This is a genomic window from Burkholderia sp. HI2500, from assembly GCF_002223055.1.
GTDB lineage: Bacteria > Pseudomonadota > Gammaproteobacteria > Burkholderiales > Burkholderiaceae > Burkholderia.
On record NZ_NKFL01000004.1, the window covers coordinates 453,664 to 469,946 of the forward strand.

At 68.8% G+C, this 16,283-nt stretch carries 19 protein-coding genes; 9 read left to right on the forward strand and 10 right to left on the reverse strand.

The features are described 5' to 3' along the window. Positions 1-41 precede the first annotated feature (41 nt). Positions 42-1,265, forward strand: a complete 1,224-nt coding sequence (locus CFB45_RS04605; RefSeq protein ID WP_089424703.1) for a CaiB/BaiF CoA transferase family protein — start codon at positions 42-44, stop codon at positions 1,263-1,265. Further along, positions 1,262-2,071: a methylmalonyl-CoA decarboxylase gene (scpB, locus tag CFB45_RS04610; RefSeq protein ID WP_089424704.1), complete on the forward strand. Its 810-nt coding sequence runs from the start codon at positions 1,262-1,264 to the stop codon at positions 2,069-2,071. Before CFB45_RS04605 ends, scpB begins: the two co-directional genes overlap by 4 nt. A gap of 119 nt (positions 2,072-2,190) precedes the next feature. Here scpB and CFB45_RS04615 read toward each other — a convergent pair whose 3' ends face one another. From CFB45_RS04615 to CFB45_RS04625, 3 genes are all read right to left on the reverse strand, one after another. Then, a complete protein-coding gene (locus CFB45_RS04615) occupies positions 2,191-2,730 on the reverse strand; it encodes a chromate transporter (RefSeq protein ID WP_089424705.1) in 540 nt (179 codons plus the stop codon). Beyond that, on the reverse strand, positions 2,727-3,338 hold the full coding sequence (locus CFB45_RS04620) for a chromate transporter (protein WP_089424706.1): 612 nt from the start codon (positions 3,336-3,338) through the stop codon (positions 2,727-2,729). The genes CFB45_RS04615 and CFB45_RS04620 overlap by 4 nt, the downstream gene beginning before the upstream one ends. Before the next feature lie 226 nt (positions 3,339-3,564). Beyond that, a complete protein-coding gene (locus CFB45_RS04625) occupies positions 3,565-4,320 on the reverse strand; it encodes a DeoR/GlpR family DNA-binding transcription regulator (RefSeq protein ID WP_089424707.1) in 756 nt (251 codons plus the stop codon). A gap of 81 nt (positions 4,321-4,401) precedes the next feature. On the opposite strand from CFB45_RS04625, the gene CFB45_RS04630 reads away from it, so the two are divergent. The 5 genes from CFB45_RS04630 to CFB45_RS04650 all read left to right on the forward strand — a co-directional run bounded on the left by CFB45_RS04630 (position 4,402) and on the right by CFB45_RS04650 (position 7,404). Further along, entirely contained in the window at positions 4,402-5,001 is a 600-nt protein-coding gene (locus tag CFB45_RS04630; RefSeq protein WP_089424708.1) for an NUDIX domain-containing protein, read from the forward strand. Continuing rightward, positions 4,998-5,378: a DUF4406 domain-containing protein gene (locus CFB45_RS04635; RefSeq protein ID WP_089424709.1), complete on the forward strand. Its 381-nt coding sequence runs from the start codon at positions 4,998-5,000 to the stop codon at positions 5,376-5,378. The genes CFB45_RS04630 and CFB45_RS04635 overlap by 4 nt, the downstream gene beginning before the upstream one ends. A gap of 184 nt (positions 5,379-5,562) precedes the next feature. Continuing rightward, complete coding sequence (locus tag CFB45_RS04640; RefSeq protein ID WP_089424710.1) at positions 5,563-6,432, forward strand: SIR2 family NAD-dependent protein deacylase; 870 nt, start codon at positions 5,563-5,565, stop codon at positions 6,430-6,432. 211 nt (positions 6,433-6,643) lie between these two features. After that, entirely contained in the window at positions 6,644-7,030 is a 387-nt protein-coding gene (gene crcB, locus CFB45_RS04645; RefSeq protein ID WP_011351225.1) for a fluoride efflux transporter CrcB, read from the forward strand. Between the two features lie 23 nt (positions 7,031-7,053). Next, the gene (locus tag CFB45_RS04650; protein ID WP_069249235.1) at positions 7,054-7,404 is read left to right on the forward strand and encodes a DUF190 domain-containing protein; all 351 of its coding nucleotides are present in this window, start codon (positions 7,054-7,056) and stop codon (positions 7,402-7,404) included. Positions 7,405-7,419: 15 nt separating this feature from the next. On the opposite strand, the gene CFB45_RS04655 is transcribed toward CFB45_RS04650, so the two are convergent. Together CFB45_RS04655 and CFB45_RS04660 are read right to left on the reverse strand one after the other, a co-directional pair. After that, a complete protein-coding gene (locus tag CFB45_RS04655; protein ID WP_089425861.1) occupies positions 7,420-7,983 on the reverse strand; it encodes a YggT family protein in 564 nt (187 codons plus the stop codon). Between the two features lie 71 nt (positions 7,984-8,054). Continuing rightward, positions 8,055-8,984, reverse strand: coding sequence for a Rossmann-like and DUF2520 domain-containing protein (locus tag CFB45_RS04660; protein ID WP_089424711.1), 930 nt, complete (start codon positions 8,982-8,984; stop codon positions 8,055-8,057). 517 nt (positions 8,985-9,501) lie between these two features. Between CFB45_RS04660 and CFB45_RS04670 the strand changes: the two genes are divergently transcribed. Further along, the gene (locus CFB45_RS04670) at positions 9,502-9,804 is read left to right on the forward strand and encodes a hypothetical protein (RefSeq protein ID WP_039371021.1); all 303 of its coding nucleotides are present in this window, start codon (positions 9,502-9,504) and stop codon (positions 9,802-9,804) included. Between the two features lie 124 nt (positions 9,805-9,928). On the opposite strand, the gene CFB45_RS04675 is transcribed toward CFB45_RS04670, so the two are convergent. Further along, positions 9,929-10,597, reverse strand: coding sequence for a LysE family translocator (locus CFB45_RS04675; RefSeq protein ID WP_089424713.1), 669 nt, complete (start codon positions 10,595-10,597; stop codon positions 9,929-9,931). Between the two features lie 58 nt (positions 10,598-10,655). Further along, positions 10,656-12,212: a UbiD family decarboxylase gene (locus CFB45_RS04680; RefSeq protein WP_089424714.1), complete on the reverse strand. Its 1,557-nt coding sequence runs from the start codon at positions 12,210-12,212 to the stop codon at positions 10,656-10,658. Between the two features lie 596 nt (positions 12,213-12,808). On the opposite strand from CFB45_RS04680, the gene CFB45_RS04685 reads away from it, so the two are divergent. Then, positions 12,809-13,921: a transglycosylase SLT domain-containing protein gene (locus CFB45_RS04685; protein ID WP_089424715.1), complete on the forward strand. Its 1,113-nt coding sequence runs from the start codon at positions 12,809-12,811 to the stop codon at positions 13,919-13,921. A gap of 101 nt (positions 13,922-14,022) precedes the next feature. Here the strand turns inward: CFB45_RS04685 and CFB45_RS04690 are convergent, their stop codons facing one another. From CFB45_RS04690 to ribH, 3 genes are all read right to left on the reverse strand, one after another. Further along, positions 14,023-15,219, reverse strand: a complete 1,197-nt coding sequence (locus CFB45_RS04690) for a pyridoxal phosphate-dependent aminotransferase (RefSeq protein ID WP_039371039.1) — start codon at positions 15,217-15,219, stop codon at positions 14,023-14,025. A gap of 73 nt (positions 15,220-15,292) precedes the next feature. Further along, positions 15,293-15,730: a transcription antitermination factor NusB gene (gene nusB / locus CFB45_RS04695; protein ID WP_021157083.1), complete on the reverse strand. Its 438-nt coding sequence runs from the start codon at positions 15,728-15,730 to the stop codon at positions 15,293-15,295. Then, entirely contained in the window at positions 15,727-16,242 is a 516-nt protein-coding gene (ribH, locus tag CFB45_RS04700; protein WP_039371042.1) for a 6,7-dimethyl-8-ribityllumazine synthase, read from the reverse strand. Before ribH ends, nusB begins: the two co-directional genes overlap by 4 nt. Positions 16,243-16,283 lie beyond the last annotated feature (41 nt).

Consider the following 16,283-nt stretch of genomic DNA (forward strand, 5'->3'; position numbering starts at 1 on the left):
GCCAACACGCCACACCTCGTCATCAATATCAGGAGTCCGGAATGCAGGCATTACAAGGAATCAAGGTCGTCGATCTGAGCCGCGCGCTGTCGGGGCCGTTCTGCTCGATGGTGCTCGCCGATCTCGGCGCCGACGTGATCAAGGTCGAGTCGGGGCCGCACGGCGACATGAGCCGCGCATGGGGGCCGTTCGATCGCGGCGTGAGCACGTACTACCTGTCCTGCAATCGCAACAAGCGCGGCATCTGCGTGGATTTCCGGCAGCCGGCCGGCCTCGACGTCGTGCGTCGGCTGATCGCGCAGGCCGATGTCGTGATCGAGAATTTCAAGGCGGGCACGATGGACGCGATGGGGCTCGGCTATGCCGCGCTGAGTGCGCGCGATCCGCGGCTCGTGATGGGCAGCGTCACCGCGTTCGGCCCGCGTGGCCCGTTGCGTGACTGGCCGGGCTTCGACCAGATTGCGCAGGGCTATGCGGGGCTGATGAGCCTCACCGGTTTTCCCGACGGCGAGCCGACCCGCACGGGCACCGCGATCGGCGATCTCAGCTCGGGGATGTGGGTCGCGACCGGCGTGATGGCGGCGCTCTACGAGCGTGAGCGCACCGGGCGCGGGCAGCATGTCGGCACGTCGCTGCTCGAAAGCCTCGTTTCGCTGCTGAGCGTGCACGGGCAACGCTACCTGAGCCTCGGCGACGTGCCGCGCCGCACCGGCAATGCGCATGCGGTGATCGCGCCGTACGGCGTGTTCGAGACGGCCGACGGGCCGCTCAACCTCGCGCCGATCACGACCGACATGTGGCTGCGGCTGTGCCAGTTGCTGGACCTGCCCGAGCTGCCGAACGATCCGCGCTTCGCGACCAACGATGCGCGCGTCGCACACCGCGACGCACTGAAAGCGTTGCTCGAAAGCCGGCTGCGCACGCGCGGCAAGCGCGAATGGACGCAGCGTTTCGTCGAAGCCGGACTGCCGGCCGGGCCGATCAACACGCTCGACGAAGTGTTCGACGATCCGCAGCTCGCGCATTGCGGGCTGGTCGAGCCGGTCGCGCATCCGACGCTCGGCACGCTGCGCCAGGTCGTCACGCCGCTCGGCGGGATGGGCGACGAGATGCCGGCGCCGCGCACGCGTCATGCGCCGCCGCTGCTCGGCGAGCATACGGTCGACGTGCTGCGCGAAGCCGGCTACGGCGACGACGCAATCGACGCGCTGCTGGCCGAGCGCGCGATCTTCCAGGCGGAAGCGGTGGCGGAGGCCGTGCAATGAGCGACACGACGAAACACGAAGGGGCGTCGAACGTGACGGTCGACAGGGTCGGCGAGCGGATCGCGCGCGTGCGGTTCGCGAATCCGGCGCGACGGCATGCGCTCGATGCACCGTTGCTCGATGCACTCGTGGCGCACCTCGATGCACTGGCCGAACAGCGTCCGCCACCCGTCGTGATCCTGTCGAACGACGGCAACGGCGACGTGTGGAGCGCGGGGCACGACCTGCGCGAACTGGCCGACGATCGCGATCCGCTCGCCTACGGCAAGCCGCTCGAACGGGCGCTGCGGCGCGTGCGGACCTATCCGGGCGCGGTGATCGCGGCGGTGTCGGGTTCGGCGTGGGGCGGGGCGGTCGATCTCGTGATGAGCTGCGACCTGGTGGTCGCGGCGCGCGACGCGCGTTTCGCGATGACGCCCGCGAACATCGGCCTGCCGTATTCGATGAGCGGGCTGCTGCGCTTCTACGACAACCTGCCGATCCACGTGCTGAAGGAGATGTTCTTCTGCGCGCAGCCGCTCGATGCGGAGCGTGCCGCGCATCACGGGCTCGTGAACCGGCTGGCCGACGCGCGCGGCGTCGACGATGCGGCGCTCGACGTCGCGCGCACGATCGCCGCGAAGGCGCCGCTCGCGGTGTACGCCGTGAAGGAGCAGTTGCGCGTGCTGCAGGACGCGCGGCCGTTGCCGGCCGATGCGGTCGAACGGATTGCCGAGCTTCGCCGGCAAGCGTGCAAAGGCGCGGATTTCGACGAAGGGTTGCGTGCGTTTTCAGAACGTCGCGCGCCGGTGTTTCGCGGCGTCTAGGCGATAGGGTGTGCGAGCGGGGCGCGCGAGCGGTGAAAAGCATGCGGACGCGCGCGTGTCGTTGCGCAGGTATCGGTTGCGTCATGCGCGGCCGCCGTCGCGTGCCGCGTCGCCGCGCGTCACATGCCGAGCGCGTGCACGCCGACGAGCAACAGCGCGCCGATCGCGATCAGCAGCAGCGCGTGAATGCGCGTGTAAATCACGCACAGCGTCGACGCAACCGCGATTGCCCGTGCGGCCCAGCCGCCGTCGAGCGCCTGCAGCAGCACCCACACCGACGCGAGGATCATGCCCGCCGCGACCGGGCGCAGGCCGGCCTCGAGCGCGATCTGCCAGCGTGCGTCCTGGTGCCGCCGCCACAGATGCGCGACGCCGTAGATCAGGAACGCGGTCGGGCCGAACAGCGCGAGCGTCGCGATCACCGCGCCCCAGAAGCCGGCGACCTGCCAGCCGATCAACGTGGCCAGCAGCGAGCCGGGGCCCGGCGCCATCCGTGCGATCGCGAAGTCGTTCACGAATTGCGTGGCGCTCATCCAGTGATGCACGTCGGCGACCTGCCGCTGGATGTCGGCGATGATTGCCTGTCCGCCGCCGATCGTCGCGATCGACAGCGGCGCGAACACGCCGAACAGCGCGGCGTAGCGTTGCATTGCGGTCATCGCGTGTCGCTCCCGGCCGGCGTTGCGGCCGCGCGGCGGTATTCGAGCGCGACGCTCAGCGTGCCGCCCACCAGCACGGTCCACACGAGCGGCCAGTGCAGCACGGCCACCGACACGAACGTGAGCGCCATTACCGCGAACGGCAACGTGCGGCGCGGCAATCGGCGCACGGCGGTGATCGCCATCGAGATCGACAGCCCGATCGCCGCGGCTGCCGCGCCGGCGAGCGCGACGTGCGTGAGCGGAAAGCGCGTGAGGGTCGAGAATGCGATGCCGAACAGCACGATCAGCACGGCGGGCGGCGCGATGATGCCGGTGAAGCCGGCCACCGCGCCGCGCCATCCGGCGAGCCGGTAGCCGATCCAGATCGCGAGGTTCTTCACGTTGACGCCCGGCAGCGCCTGCGACAGCGCGAGGCCGTTGAGGAACGCCTCCTCGTCGAGCCAGCGCCGCTCGTAGACGAAGTCGCGCATCATCCGCCCGCTGAGCCCGCCGCCGAAGCTGGTCAGGCCGATCTGCGAGAACGCGATGAACAGCGCGAGGACGCCGGGCGGCTGCGCGTCGCCTGCTGGCGGTGCAGGTGAAGCGGCGGAGGAGGGCGGCGGCATCGGTGGGCGGTGCGTGGCGGTTGGGCGGTCACCCATGTTAGCAAGCGGACCCTGTCAGCACGCTGACAGGGGCTCGGCGGCGATGTGATGAAAGCCTTCGGCCGAGTCGACAAGTGCATTCCGGTGCACTCAGTTCATCCATCGGCCCAGCACATCAGCACATCAAACATCAAGCATCAACGCATCAGCGCATCCCGCGCATTCGCGTGAACGCAACCCTTCGCCGCTACGCGCGCACGACCGTCACCCCGGCCGCCTCGATCGGCTTCGTCAGCGCGGCGTCGGTTTCCTTTTCGACCACGACGGTATGCGCCAGCGTGAGCTCGCCGATCACGAACTGCGACGCCGCGCGCAGCTTCGACTGCGACGCGAGCACGACCGTCTCGGCCGCGCGTTCGGCGAGCGCGCGCTTGATCGCCGCTTCCTCGAAATCGCCGGTGCTGAGCCCCGCGACCGGATGCACGCCCGTGACGCCCATGAAGTACAGGTCCGCATGAATGCGCGCAATGCCCTCCATCGCCGCCGCGCCGACGGCCACGATCGAATGCTTGTAGAGCCGCCCGCCGATCAGGATCACGTCGATCGACGGATGCGCGGCGAGCGCCACCGCGACACTCGGGCTGTGCGTGACGATCGTCGCGCGCAGATCGGCCGGCAACTGGCTGACGAGCAGCGCCGAGGTTGTGCCGCCGTCGACGATCGCTACCTGGCCGGGTGCGATCATCTCCGCGGCCCGCCGCGCGACGCGCCGCTTCTCCGCCGTCTCGAGCGCCTCGCGCTGCGCGAACGGCGCAACGGCGGGCGACGCCGGCAGCGCACCGCCATGCACGCGCTGCAGCAGGCCTTCGGCCGAGAGCTCACGCAGGTCGCGGCGGACAGTATCTTCGGACACGCCGAATTGCGCGCTCAGTTCGACTGCCAGCACCTGGCCGTCGCGCGCGAGTGCGTCGAGGATCGCTTTCTTGCGTTGTGTCGTCAGCATCGTGGTTGCACGAATTTTCTTGAAGTTGCACGAATATGCACGCTACCATGGGCGCCGTCTTTTGTCGAACCGGAGGCTGGGATGGCTGCAACGCGAGACCGTGTCCGCATCGTCGAGACGACGGTGCTGTCCGATGACTGGTATGTGCTGAAGAAGGTGACGTTCGATTTCCTGCGCCGCGACGGAACGTGGCAGCGCCTGAGCCGCGAGACGTACGATCGCGGCCATGGCGCGACCATCCTGCTGCGCAACGCCGGGACGGGCGACGTGCTGCTGACGCGGCAGTTCCGGATGCCGGCGTTCGTCAGCGGGCACGACGGCATGCTGCTCGAGGCCGCCGCCGGCCTGCTCGACGACGCGACGCCCGAAGCGCGCATCCGCGCGGAGGCCGAGGAGGAGACCGGCTATCGCGTGCGCGGCGTGCGCAAGGTGTTCGAGGCGTTCATGAGCCCCGGCTCGGTGACGGAGAAGCTGCATTTCTTCGTCGGCGAATACGATGCGTCGCTGCGCACCGGCGACGGCGGCGGCGTCGCGGAAGAGGGCGAGGATCTCGAGGTCGTCGAGATGCCGCTGCAGGCAGCGCTCGACGCGATCGAGCGCGGCGAGATCGTCGATGCGAAGACGATCATGCTGCTCCAGTACGTCGCGCTGCGGGAAACCGCCGGCGCGCGCACGGCATGACGCCGCTGCTCGTGCTGGTCGCCGGCCCCTATCGCAGCGGCACGGACGGCGACCCTGCTCGCATCGCCGCGAACCTGCACCGGCTGGAGGCGGCGGCGCTTGCCGTGTATCGCCGCGGACACGTGCCGATGATCGGCGAATGGGTTTCGCTGCCGCTCGCCGTTGCGGCCGGGTCGCGACAGGTCGGCGACGCGATCAGCGAGACGTTCCTGTATCCGGCCGCGCACCGGCTGCTGCGCCGCTGCGATGTGGTGCTGCGCATCGACGGCGCGTCGCGCGGGGCGGACACGGACGTCGGTCTTGCAAGACAGCTCGGCAAGCCGGTCTATTTCGCGGCCGACGACATTCCGGTCGCGCAGGACGATCCGGACAGCTGATCAGGCGGGGAGGCGGCCAGCCGGAGCGCCGCCGGCCGCCCTCGGTATCGGCCGGCTGACTGCATCACTCTGAGCCGGGCGAGCACCGGGTCAAGCCTTTGCATTGCGCATGCCGCGCCGCGCGCGAACCGGCGTATGATCGCGACGCCACCCGCGCACCGCCCGACGCTACCTCCGTCCCATCATGCCGCTTTCCGATTCCGCTGACGCCACCGCTGCTGCTGCCGCGCAACTGCCCGCCGATCTCGTCGCTGCCGCCGTCGCCGCGCTCGCGCGCGCCGACGCGTTGCTCGTGACGGCCGGCGCCGGTATCGGCGTCGATTCCGGGCTGCCCGATTTTCGCGGCACGGACGGCTTCTGGCGTGCGTATCCGGCGCTGCGCCACGAGCGTTTCGAATTCCACGAGATCGCCTCGCCGCATGCATTCCGGGCACGCGCGCCGCTCGCGTGGGGCTTCTACGGGCACCGTCTGGCGCTTTACCGCGCGACGGAGCCGCATGCGGGCTTCGCGATCCTGCGCCGCTGGATCGACGCGATGCCGAACGGCGGCTTCGTGCTGACGAGCAACGTCGACGGCCAGTTCCAGAAAGCCGGCTTCGATCCGGCGCGGATCGTCGAGATCCACGGTTCGATCCACGCGATGCAGTGCCTGCGCCCCTGTTCGGACGACACATGGGAGGCGGCGCCGTTCGTGCCGGACGTCGACGAAGCCACCTGCCGCCTCGTCGGCGACATGCCGCGTTGTCCGCATTGCGGCGGCCTTGCGCGACCGAACATCCTGATGTTCGGTGACGCCGGCTGGCTCGGGGCGCGCTACGACGCGCAGGAGCGTGCGCTGGAAGACTGGCTCGCGCGGGCCGGGCGCGTCGCCGTAGTCGAGATCGGCGCGGGCACCGCGATCCCGACCGTGCGTCTGCTGAGCGAACGGCTCGGTGCCGACGTGATCCGCATCAACGCACGCGAAGCGCATGCGCGCCGGGCGGACGTGATCGGCCTGAAGGGCGGTGCGCTGGCGACGCTGAGCGTGCTCGACGCAGCCTGGCAACGCGCGTGAGCCTGCGGGCGCGCTCACGACCCGAACGCCCCGAACGGGCCGAACGGGCCGGCATCCCGCAGGCGGTCGCCGTTGCAGGTGCGCGGCGAATCCGCATACAGTTCAGCGTGTGCCGCCCGCGCACGCGCGATCGGCGTCCGGGAGCGGACCTCGCCCCGGGCAACCGGGGGCCGGCGGCTGACTCCAGCCGCATCTTCGACCGGGAGCGCCCTTGTTCTATTCGATCGTCGCGATCTTCGTCGGCGCCGGGCTCGGCGCGTTGCTGCGCTGGTTCCTGAGTCTCGCGCTCAACGAATTCTTTCCCGCCGTGCCGCTCGGCACGCTCGCCGCGAACCTGATCGGCGGCTATGTGATCGGTATTGCCGCCGTCGTGTTCACGACCCGCGTCGGGCTGCCGCCCGAGTGGCGGCTGTTCGTGATCACGGGCTTTCTCGGCGGCCTCACGACGTTCTCGACCTATTCGGTCGAAGTGATGACGCATGCGGTGCAGGGCGAATTCGGATGGGCGTTTGCGGTGGCTGCCCTACACTTGACTGGATCGTTCGCGCTGACGGCGCTCGGCATGTGGACCGCGCGCGCGTGGCTCGCGGCGGCCTGAGCGCGCCGCCATCGGAGGGTGCGATGGACAAGGTCTTCCTGCGCTTCTATGTGCACGAGAAGCACCGGCTGCACTGGAAGCCGCTGTGGGAATGGCTTCTGGAGGAAGCGAACCGGATGGGCGTCGCGGGCGGTTCCGCGTTTCGCGCGATGGCGGGGTTCGGCCAGCATCGCGTGCTGCACGAGGACCGCTTCTTCGAACTGCAGGGGTCGCTCGCGATCGAGATCGAATTCATCGTCACCGAGGACGAGGCGCAGCGCTTGCTCGACCGGCTGTCGCACGAGAAGGTGCGCGTGTGCTACGCGATGATGCCGGCGCGCTTCGGCGTGATCGACACGCTCGGCGGACCGCCGGCGCAGGGGCCGGCGGCGTAGGGTGCGACGTTGGCGTCAGATGCCGAACATCGTCAGCGACACGGCGGCGCGCGTGACGACCATCAGCAGCACCTGCACGATCACGAACAGCAGGATCGGCGACAGGTCGATGCCGCCGAGGTTCGGGATGATGCGGCGCAGCGGGTTCAGGAACGGCGCGGTCAGCTGGTAGAGGATCGGCATCGCCGGCGAGCGCGGGTTGAGCCACGACAGTAGCGCCATCAGGATCGTCATCCAGATCACGAGATTGAGCGCCCACTTCACGACGGTGAGCAGCGCGACCACGACGAGCGTCGCGATCACCGCGGCCGGATCGAAGCCGGCCATCACGACCATCAGCACGACGTAGACGAGCGCGGTGAGCAGCGCGGCGACGACGCTGGCCCAGTCGATGCCGCGCACGCCCGCGATCACGCGGCGCAGCGGCAGCACGAGCCAGTTGGTCGCCTGCAGCACGGCCTGCGTGACGGGGTTGTACGGTGGCACGCGGACGGCCTGCATCCAGACGCGCAGGATCAGCGCGGCGCCGAACAGCGTGAAGACGGTATTGAGCAGAAAACGGGCGATCTCGCCGAACATCGTTGGCATCCTTTTTAGTCAGTAGCGTGCGGCCGCCAACGCCGGATGGCGGCGCATCGGCCGACACATTATCACGCCTCGTCTTGCGACGGGGAGGGGTGTGCGGCGGTGCGCGCGAGCGACGTTTCGACGGTTTCGGCGAGCGCCGGCAGCGATGCCGGCGGCGTGGCGCGCTGTGCCGCGAGCGCGATCGCGCGGCGTGTCAGCAGCGCGTACAGCGTCGCGTGATCGCCGCCGCGCGTTTCAAGCAGTGCCAACTGGCGTTCGACGATGCCCGTGTCGCCGCGCGACACCGGGCCGGAGAGCGCGTTCGCGAGCCCCTTGTCGCGGGCGGTCTCGATCGTGCCGGCCAGCATCGGCAGCAGTGCGCGCAGCGCGGCGTCCTCGTCGAAACCGAGGCCGCGCCACAGCTCGACCGCTTCCGCCAGCCCGCACAGCGCGAAGCTCGCCGCGTAGTGCGCGGCTGCGTGATAGAGCATCCGGCCGCCGGCCGGAATCGACAGCGGATGGCAGCCGAGTGCGGCAGCAAGTCGCAGCAGCGTCGCGTGCAACGCGCCGTCGGCTTCGATCGTGACCGAGCAGCCGTCGATGCGGGCGAGGTCGGCGTCGGTGCCGCCGAACAGGTAGAGCGGATGGAAGCCGCCGGTGGCCGCGCCTTGCCGCTTCGCCGGATCGAGCAGGGCGACCGCCGACGCGCCGCTGCAGTGAACGACGGCTTGCTGCGCGGCGCGCGACGTGTCGAAGCGCAGCGCGGCGGCGGCCGACGCGAGATGGTCGTCGGGCACGGTCAGGAAGATCAGGTCGGCGGCGTCGGCAACCTGCTGCGGCGTGTCGACCGCCTGGCAGCCGTCGATGCGCGCGGCGAGCGCCGCGGCCGACGCGGGCGTGCGGCTCGCGATCGCGACGACCGGAAAGCCGGCCCGCGCGAAGCGTTGCGAGACGCAGCGCGCGAGACGGCCGGCGCCGATAAAGCCGAGGCGGGGTGTGTCGGGAACGGACATGGCGGCGGATGTAAGCGAAAACGAAGCAACCGCCAGTATCGCAGGAATGACCGCGGGGCCGTGAAAGGGTGGCTTCTGCCCGGGACGTGACTTGGCTTATCGGTATGCGGCGCTATCTCGGCGCGAGTTTCACCGCCCGGCACCGCGGTCGATTCATGATCGGAGAATCCGACCCCGAAACATATCGCCCCCGTATCCGGCTTGAAATGTCGGCATCTTGTCTCAAATTTGTAATCGTTCATTACGGTTGCGTGCCCGCTGCGCGCGCCGTATCCGGTAAGACTGACCGGTCATGATGTTGCGACCCGATTCGTCGGACGGAGTCGCGCGACCGGCAAGGGGCGCCGCAGGCGCTGCGAGCCACGCCGCGCGGCGGCTCCGGCCACGTGCGATTGCAATTTGCAACAAATGCACGGTACGCGAGGAGCGGGTTTTCGCTACATTGCTTCCATGCGACGTGCACGCCCGCCGTTGCCGACAGGGGCGCATAAAATACCGCTCCAGCAGGAGAATCGAAGTGAAAAAGCTCATTCCGTTCATCGCCGCCGCCGCGCTGGGCCTGGGTGCCGCAAGCGCTGCGCAGGCTCACGTGTCGATCGGGGTCGGCATCGGTATCCCGGTCGCGCCCGCGTATCCCGTCTATGCACCGCCGCCGCCCGTGTACTACGCGCCGCCGCCTCCGCCCGTCTATTACGCACCGGCGCCGGCCTACTACGCGCCGCCGCCCGCCGTGGTCGTCGGCGGCTACTATGGCCGACCGTACTGGCACCATGGCTACTATGGTGGCGGCTGGGGCCATCACGGCTACTGGCGTCGCTGATTCGTGCTGCGCGGCCTGGCCGCGCGTGGCAAAACGGCGCAACGTCCCGCGAGGGGCGCTGCGCCGTTTTTTCTTTGGAGCCGCCGCCCGACCTCGCGGAGCGACCCGGGCAGGCCGGCTGCGATTACACCGCGTGCACGATCAGGTCGCGGTAGCCGCCGACGATCACGCTGTACGAGAAATACGCGAACAGCAGCGCCGACGCGATGTGACACGCGCGCATCAGCCCGGCGCCCGCGCGCTTGCGCCCCTGGCTCGCGAGCGTGCACATGAAGAGCGTCCACGCGAGGCCGCCGAGGAAAAAGCCCGACAGGAACACCGACGCGGTGGCCGGCGTGGTCGCGCCGGCCTTCGCGATCAGCGCGCCGCCCACCGCCGCGAACCACAGGATCGCGCTCGGCGACGACATCGCGAGCAGCATCCCGCGCAGGAAACTGCGCCGTGCGCTGGCGCGCGGCTGCGGCGTGTCCTCGGTATCGTCGCCGGCTGCCTTGGCCGGCGTGAGCGCTTCGCGCGCCATCTTCCACGTGAGGAACAGCAGCACGGCGCCGCCGCCGATCCACACGATCCAGCGCACCGGCTCGAACTGCAGCAGCACGGCCATCCCGCCAAGCGCGAGCGCCGCATAGACGAGATCGCCGACGCATGAGCCGATGCCGAGCCAGAAGCCCGGCCGGAAGCCGTGCGACAGCGTCAGCGACAGCATCGCGACATTGACGAGGCCGATGTCGAGGCACAGCGACAGCGACAGAAAGAAGCCGTCGGACAGCATGGAGGCGGGCGGAAAGGTCATCTTCGATGTGCGTGTCGCGATGGCAGTCCACGGGCCGGCAGGCGCCGGCCGCGTGGCATCAGAGGCCGATCTCCTGCCAGAGCCGGTCGACGCGCGCCTTCACGGCCGCATCCATCTCGATCGGGCGACCCCATTCGCGGCTGGTCTCGCCGGGCCACTTGTTGGTCGCGTCGAGGCCCATCTTCGAACCGAGGCCGGCCACCGGCGACGCGAAATCGAGATAGTCGATCGGCGTGCTGTCGACCATCACGGTGTCGCGCACGGGGTCGACGCGCGTCGTGATCGCCCAGATCACTTCCTTCCAGTCGCGGATGTTCACGTCTTCGTCGACGACCACGATGAACTTCGTATACATGAACTGCCGCAGGAAGCTCCACACGCCGAACATCACGCGCTTCGCGTGGCCCGCGTAGCTCTTCTTCATCTGGACGATGGCCATCCGGTAGCTGCAGCCTTCGGGCGGCAGGTAGAAGTCGGTGATCTCGGCGAACTGTTTCTGCAGCAGCGGCACGAACACCTCGTTGAGCGCGACGCCGAGCACGGCCGGCTCGTCAGGCGGCTTGCCGGTGTAGGTCGAGTGGTAGATCGCGTCGCGGCGCATCGTGATGCGCTCGACGGTGAACACCGGAAACCACTCCTGCTCGTTGTAATAGCCGGTGTGGTCGCCGTACGGGCCTTCGAGCGCGTGCTCGTACTTGGCGGACGCATTGCCGGCCGGGCGCGGCGGTGCGCCGGCCGGAGCCGGGGCAGGGCTGCCTTCCTGCGGATAAATGAAGCCCTCGAGCACGATCTCCGCGCGTGCGGGCACCTGCAGCGTGTCGACGCCGGGCGTCAGGCACTTCGCGAGCTCCGTGCGGCTGCCGCGCAGCAGGCCGGCGAACTGGTACTCGGACAGCGAGTCGGGCACGGGCGTCACCGCGCCGAGCGTCGTGGCCGGATCGGCGCCGAGCACGACCGCGACCGGGTACGGCTTGCCGGGGTTCTGCAGCGCGAATTCGCGGAAGTCGAGCGCGCCGCCGCGATGCGCGAGCCAGCGCATGATCAGCTTGTTGCGGCCGATCAGCTGCTGACGGTAAATCCCGAGGTTCTGCCGCGACTTGTTCGGCCCGCGCGTGACCGTCAGCCCCCACGTGACGAGCGGCCCCGCATCGCCGGGCCAGCAGGTCTGGATCGGCAGCCGGTTCAGGTCGACGTCGGCGCCTTCCCAGACGATCTCCTGGCACGGCGGCGACGACACCGATTTCGGCGCCATGTCCCACACGGCCTTCGCGAGCGACAGCAGCTTGCCGGCGTCCTTCAGGCTCTTCGGCGGATCGGGTTCCTTCAATGCGGACAGCAGGCGCCCGAGATCGCGCAGCGAATCGAGCGCGGCGTCGTCGCCCGCATCCACGCCCATCCCGAGCGCGACGCGGCGCGGCGTGCCGAACAGGTTGCCGAGCACCGGGAAGTCGTAGCCGGTCGGCGCGTTGAACAGCAGCGCAGGGCCGCCGGCGCGCAGCACGCGGTCGCACAGCTCGGTCATTTCGAGCACGGGCGACACGGGCTGCGTGACGCGCCGCAGTTCGCCGAGCGCCTCGAGGCGCTGGATGAAATCGCGTAAGTCTTTGTATTTCATGAAGATGGTCCGGGCCACCCGCCAGGCGGGCAGCGATGGGTGGGCGCAGCGGCCGGCTGCGACCCCGAATCGACCGACGATTTTACCCGCGCGGCCGCATGGCCGCCCGGCGGAGAAAAAAGTCGACCGCGCGCAAACCCCCTACGGCACGGGGATTGCGTTCTGAAGAGTGCCATTAAATTACTTTTTGTTATAATTTCAAGGTTTTATAGTGTTGACGATCTATAAAACCCTGCTAGAATCCGCTCACATTGGCTGCAGGGTAAAAGGCTTCGAGCCGCCAATCACCGATCTTTGACGCAGCGCGTCACCGTCCGCCGAATCCTGCACGGCGTATCCGACGGCCTTAGTCGTAGTCTCAGCCAGCGCCACCAGACGCTGGTTTTTTGCGTGGGTGCCACCGCGTATGCCCGCCTCGCCCAGTGTGCGAAGGTGCCGGCCCTCTTACACCGTGGCCTCGAACGGTACTTATACCGTTTCCCCGATGCTTGCACGCCCCAACCAAAGCGTGCGGCGTCGTGATTCCGCGGCGCGTTACCTGTCTCGCCATCGAGCTGAGCGAGCCGCACGAGTCATGTTCATGGGAGATGATCTGAATGAACGCTTGGTTATCGTGGCGTCCTAGTGAGCAGCATGCGCAATTCGTGCGCAGCATGCTGCGTCGCGGGACGCGTGTCAGTCACCATCTATTCAGCGTTGTCGGCTGTCTCGCTGTCGCAGTGGCGCTTGCACTGTGGCTGCTGCCAACCGTCCGCGGCACGCTGGCCGCGAAGCTGATGCCGGTCGTATCCGCGGCCGTGCAAGCCGGCCCGGCCCGTCTGCTGACCGGCCATCCGCTGCCGAACTTCGCGCCCGCCGGCGCGCAGCCGCAGCAGGAAGAGAACAGTCCCGAAACGGACGCGCTTGCGGTCGGCCTCGACGTCGCACCGGAAGCCGCCGCCGCGCAGGGCGACGCGTCCGACCCGGCCCGCAACGGCCCGTCGCCCGTCGCGCTGGCGAAGCTGATCCCGACCCAGCGCGTGGCGGCCGATGCGCGTGACGACCGTGCGCTCGCATCGAATCGCGAACAGGCGCTCGTCGCGACCTACCTGTCGCGCCGTTACCGCGTCGCACAGGAGCCGCTCGGCCAGCTCGTCAAGGCTGCGTTCCAGACCGGCCGTGACGTCGGCCTCGATCCGCTGCTGCTGCTGTCCGTGATGGCGATCGAATCGGGCTTCAACCCGTACGCCGAGAGCGGCGTCGGTGCGAAGGGCCTGATGCAGGTCATGTCGAAGGTCCATTCCGACAAGTTCGAGTATTTCGGCGGCACCGATACCGCACTGCAGCCGCTCGCGAACCTGCAGGTCGGCGCACTCGTGCTGAAGGACTGCATCGCACGCGGCGGCTCGCTCGCGAACGGCCTGCGCCTGTACAACGGCTCGACGAACCCCGACGACAACGGCTACGGTTCGAAGGTGATGGCCGAGCGCGGTCGCCTGCGTGACGTCGCGCGAGGTCGTAGCGTGCCGGTCAATGCGCCGCAGGCGCCGGCGAAGCCGATCGTCACGGCCGCCGCCGTGACGGCAGCCGCAGGCGGCGCGAAGCGCGTGCATGCGACGCTCGAAACGTCGGCGAAGTCGACGGCATCGAAGGAAGCCACGTCGCAGGACGACGCGAGCGTCGATACCGCGAAGCAGCCGCACGGCGATCGTTCGGAGCTTGGCGCGTAACTCACGCACGGCTCCAGCCGGCAGGACATGAAAAAAGGCACCCGGATCGGGTGCCTTTTTGCTTTTGCGGGGTGCGGAATGGCCGCCGCACCGGTCGCGTGTCAGTGCTGCCCGAACAGCGTCGCGAGCCGGTCGACCGCTTCCTCGAGCCGCGAGTAGGCCGTCGCGTAGGACAGGCGGATATAGTCGCGCGGCGCATGAACACCGAAGTCCATGCCGGGCACCAGCACGACCCCCGCGTCGTGCAGCATCGCCGTGGTGAGCGCGGCGCTGTCGCCGGCCGCCGGGTGAGCGACGCCGCCGCAGTGCGCATACACGTAGAACGCGCCGTCCGGCATCACGGGCACCGTGAAGCCGAGCCGTTCGAGCGCCGGTGCGATGAAATCGCGACGGCGCTTGAATTCGAGCCGGCGGGCTTCGTAGATGTCGAGCGCGGCCGGCTCGAAGCACGCGAGCGCCGCGTGCTGCGCGAGCGCGGACGGGCAGATGAACAGGTTCTGCGCCAGCTTCTCGAACGTGCCGACCAGCGCGGGCGGCACCACCAGCCAGCCGAGCCGCCAGCCCGTCATGCTGAAATACTTGGAGAAGCTGTTCACGGTGACGACGTCGTCGCCGAACGACAGTGCCGACACGGGCGCCGCGTCGTAGCTGAGCCCCTGGTAGATCTCGTCGACGATCGTGAAGCCACCGCGTGCGCGCACGGCTTCGACGATCCGCTTCAGTTCGTCGGGTTCGAGCGACGTGCCGGTCGGGTTCGACGGCGACGCGAGCAGCACGCCGCGCGTGCGGTCGCCCCAGCGTGTGCGGACGTCGTCCTCGGTGAGCTGGAAGCGCGCATCCGGGCCGCTCGGCACGAGCACCGCGCGGCCTTCGGCCGCGGCGACGAAGTGCCGGTTGCACGGATACGACGGGTCGGGCATCAGCACCTCGTCGTCACGCCCGACGAGCGCGAGGCACGCGAGCAGCAGCGCGGCCGACGCGCCGGCCGTCACGACGATCCGTTCCGGACTGATCGTGAGGCCGTAGGCGCGTGCGTAGTGCGCGGCGATCGCCTCGCGCAGCGGTGCGATGCCGAGCGCGCTCGTATATTGGGTGACGCCACGGCGCAGCGCGGCCGCGGCCGCTTCGACGACCGGCTCCGGCGCAGTGAAATCCGGCTCGCCGATGCCCATGTGGATAACATCGCGCCCGGAGGACTCGAGACGCTGTGCCTCCTTCATCAGTTCCATCACGTAGAAGGGCTGGATCGCGTCGACGCGTGCGGCGAGTCTGACGAGCGAATCGGTGGCGGTATTCATCGGGCGGGCAGGGCGAGGGAGGCGGGGCAAAAGAAAAAACGGGCGCATGCGCGCCCGTTCCGGACCAACGGGTTCAGCCGTTGCGGCGCGCCTGCGTTTCGGCGGGGCGCAGCTTCGCGGCGAGCTTGTCGAGCACGCCGTTCACGTACTTGTAGCCGTCGGAGCCGCCGAACGTCTTCGCGAGTTCGACAGCTTCGTTGATGATCACGCGGTACGGCGTTTCGACGTGGTGCGTGAGCTCGAACGTGGCGATCAGCAGCACGGCGCGTTCGACCGGCGACAGCTGGTCGATCGGGCGATCGAGCGACGGCGTCAGCGCTTCGACGAGCGTGGCGTGCTCGCGGATCACGCCGTGCAGGATCGCGTCGAGCAGCTCCTTGTCGGCCTTGTCGTAACCGAGCGCGCCGCGCAGTTGCGCGTCGATCTCACCGGAGGACGCGTTCGACAGCAGCCACTGGTACAGCCCCTGCGTCGCCAGCTCGCGCGATTGTCGGCGGGCGCTCTTCTTCATGCGCGCTCCTCTTCGTCGTCTTCCTCTTCTTCGTCCTCGTCGTCATCGCCGAGCTGGTCGAGGGCCATCGTCAGGTTGGCCATCTCGACGGCGACGCGTGCGGCGTCACGACCCTTTTCGGTCATGCGCGCGACGGCCTGCTCGTCGTTTTCGGTCGTCAGGACCGCGTTCGCGATCGGCAGGTTGAAGTCGAGGCCGATGCGGGTGATGCCCGCGCCGCTCTCGTTCGACACGAGTTCGAAGTGGTAGGTCTCGCCGCGGATCACCGCGCCGAGCGCGATCAGCGCGTCGAACTGGCCGCTTTCCGCGAGCTTCTGCAGCGCGAGCGGGATTTCCAGCGCGCCGGGCACCGACACGAGCAGCACGTCTTCACCGGTGACGCCGAGGCGTTCCAGTTCCTCGACGCACGCGTCGGCGAGGCCGTTGCACACGGGCTCGTTGAAGCGCGATTGCACGATGCCGATACGCAGGCCGTCGCCTTCGAGATTCGGTTGGTATTGTCCGATTTCCATGATCTTGTCCGTGGTGTGGATGAACGGTTATAGGGCGAAAG

What these genes read in the sequence shown, in the direction of transcription:
- CFB45_RS04685 (WP_089424715.1), top strand. Translation starts at nt 12,809, where the DNA reads ATGAACGCTTGGTTATCGTGGCGTCCTAGTGAGCAGCATGCGCAATTC.
- CFB45_RS04680 (WP_089424714.1), bottom strand. Translation starts at nt 12,212, where the DNA reads ATGAAATACAAAGACTTACGCGATTTCATCCAGCGCCTCGAGGCGCTC.
- nusB (WP_021157083.1), bottom strand. Translation starts at nt 15,730, where the DNA reads ATGAAGAAGAGCGCCCGCCGACAATCGCGCGAGCTGGCGACGCAGGGG.
- CFB45_RS04615 (WP_089424705.1), bottom strand. Translation starts at nt 2,730, where the DNA reads ATGACCGCAATGCAACGCTACGCCGCGCTGTTCGGCGTGTTCGCGCCG.
- CFB45_RS04660 (WP_089424711.1), bottom strand. Translation starts at nt 8,984, where the DNA reads ATGTCCGTTCCCGACACACCCCGCCTCGGCTTTATCGGCGCCGGCCGT.
- CFB45_RS04605 (WP_089424703.1), top strand. Translation starts at nt 42, where the DNA reads ATGCAGGCATTACAAGGAATCAAGGTCGTCGATCTGAGCCGCGCGCTG.
- CFB45_RS04625 (WP_089424707.1), bottom strand. Translation starts at nt 4,320, where the DNA reads ATGCTGACGACACAACGCAAGAAAGCGATCCTCGACGCACTCGCGCGC.
- CFB45_RS04650 (WP_069249235.1), top strand. Translation starts at nt 7,054, where the DNA reads ATGGACAAGGTCTTCCTGCGCTTCTATGTGCACGAGAAGCACCGGCTG.
- CFB45_RS04640 (WP_089424710.1), top strand. Translation starts at nt 5,563, where the DNA reads ATGCCGCTTTCCGATTCCGCTGACGCCACCGCTGCTGCTGCCGCGCAA.
- CFB45_RS04675 (WP_089424713.1), bottom strand. Translation starts at nt 10,597, where the DNA reads ATGACCTTTCCGCCCGCCTCCATGCTGTCCGACGGCTTCTTTCTGTCG.
- ribH (WP_039371042.1), bottom strand. Translation starts at nt 16,242, where the DNA reads ATGGAAATCGGACAATACCAACCGAATCTCGAAGGCGACGGCCTGCGT.
- scpB (WP_089424704.1), top strand. Translation starts at nt 1,262, where the DNA reads ATGAGCGACACGACGAAACACGAAGGGGCGTCGAACGTGACGGTCGAC.
- CFB45_RS04655 (WP_089425861.1), bottom strand. Translation starts at nt 7,983, where the DNA reads ATGTTCGGCGAGATCGCCCGTTTTCTGCTCAATACCGTCTTCACGCTG.
- CFB45_RS04690 (WP_039371039.1), bottom strand. Translation starts at nt 15,219, where the DNA reads ATGAATACCGCCACCGATTCGCTCGTCAGACTCGCCGCACGCGTCGAC.
- CFB45_RS04630 (WP_089424708.1), top strand. Translation starts at nt 4,402, where the DNA reads ATGGCTGCAACGCGAGACCGTGTCCGCATCGTCGAGACGACGGTGCTG.
- CFB45_RS04635 (WP_089424709.1), top strand. Translation starts at nt 4,998, where the DNA reads ATGACGCCGCTGCTCGTGCTGGTCGCCGGCCCCTATCGCAGCGGCACG.
- CFB45_RS04620 (WP_089424706.1), bottom strand. Translation starts at nt 3,338, where the DNA reads ATGCCGCCGCCCTCCTCCGCCGCTTCACCTGCACCGCCAGCAGGCGAC.